At 70.4% G+C, this 1,395-nt stretch carries 1 protein-coding gene and 2 pseudogenes; all 3 read left to right on the top strand.

Translation table 11 applies throughout. The annotated features are described in order from the left end of the window. Positions 1 to 203, top strand: a pseudogene (locus tag I5I_RS13605) (ABC transporter substrate-binding protein); the annotation flags it as partial. Next, entirely contained in the window at positions 200 to 1,150 is a 951-nt protein-coding gene (locus I5I_RS13600) for an ABC transporter permease (protein ID WP_036320857.1), read from the top strand. The pseudogene I5I_RS13605 and the gene I5I_RS13600, both read left to right, overlap by 4 nt. Then, positions 1,147 to 1,395: pseudogene (locus I5I_RS13595) on the top strand (ABC transporter permease); the annotation flags it as partial. The gene I5I_RS13600 and the pseudogene I5I_RS13595, both read left to right, overlap by 4 nt.

Here is a 1,395-nt window from a genome sequence, read left to right as displayed (position 1 = left end):
AGCAGTCGCTCAGCGCGACCGACGAGCAGACCTCGCCGACCCTGCTGAAGCAGGCCGCGAAGATCGTCGCGGACGATCAGGCCGCCGACTGGCTGTACAACGGTGCGTCCATCGTCGCGGTGGGCACGAACGTGAGCGGCTTCCCGTCGGTCAACGTCAACGAGCGCATCAACCTCGCCGAGCTGGCCAAGAGCAAGGGGTGATCCGTTACGCGCTGACGCGACTGGCCCTGCTGCTGCTCGGCCTGTTCGTCGCCAGTGCGCTGATCTTCCTGACGCTCCGGGTCCTTCCCGGCGACGTCGCTCAGCTCATCGCCGGGATCGACGCGAGCCCCGCGCAGGTCGACGCGATCCGTGAGCGCCTGGGCCTTGGCGAGCCCATCGCGGTGCAGTACCTGAGCTGGATCGCCGGCGTGGTTCGCGGAGATCTCGGCCAGTCGCTGCTGACGGGCGCCCCCGTGGCGGGGCAGCTCGCCGAGAAGGCGCAGGTGACGATTCCACTCGGGCTCATGGCGATGACCGTTGCGCTGCTGATCGCACTGCCGTTCGGAGTGCTCTCCGCCGTTCGCCGCGGCCGTCCCGACGGCACCGCCCTCTCCGTCGGCGCCCAGGCCGTGGCCGCGGTCCCCGTGGTGTGGGCCGGCATGATGCTGGTGCTGGTGTTCGCCGTCTGGCTCGGGTGGCTGCCCGCCCAGGGCTTTCCCCGCGCGGGGTGGAGCGACCCGGCATCCGCCGTGCGGGCGCTGCTGCTGCCGGCGATCACGATCGGCGTCGTCGAGGGTGCGATGCTCATGCGGTTCGTCCGTTCGGCGACCCTCCAGGCGACGGGAGAGGACTTCGTCCGCACCGCGGCGGCGAAAGGCCTCACCCGCACGCAGGCCCTCATCCGGCACGGACTTCCCACGGTGGGTCTGTCGATCATCACGGTTCTGGGGCTGCAGGTGGCCGGCATCATCGTCGGCGCCGTCGTCATCGAGCAGCTGTTCAGCCTGCCCGGCATCGGACGCATGCTCGTGGAGGACGTCGGCAAGCGTGACCTGCTCAAGGTTCAGGGCGAACTGCTCGCGCTCACCGGGTTCGTGCTCGTCGTCGGCTTCGCCGTCGACCTCGTCCACCGGCTGATCGACCCTCGGCAGCGGGAGGCGGAATGAGCAGGTTCGCCTGGCTGCGTCGGCTGTGGGCGCTGTCGACGGGACGCTTCGGTCTCCTCGTCGTGCTGACGATCGGCGTCGTCGCACTCGTCGCACGGTTCTGGTTGCCGTTCGATCCGCAGGCGGTCGACGTCGACGGCCCGTGGGCTCTGCCGGGGTGGCCGCATCTGCTCGGCACGGACGGCGCGGGCCGCGACATCCTGAGCCTGCTGATGGCCGGCGCTCGCACGACGGTCTGGGTGGCG

The sequence above is a fragment of the Microbacterium sp. B24 genome, assembly GCF_000333415.1.
Taxonomy (GTDB): domain Bacteria; phylum Actinomycetota; class Actinomycetes; order Actinomycetales; family Microbacteriaceae; genus Microbacterium.
Note: the sequence above shows the minus strand (reverse complement) of the source record. Positions and strands in the feature narration are given on the sequence as shown.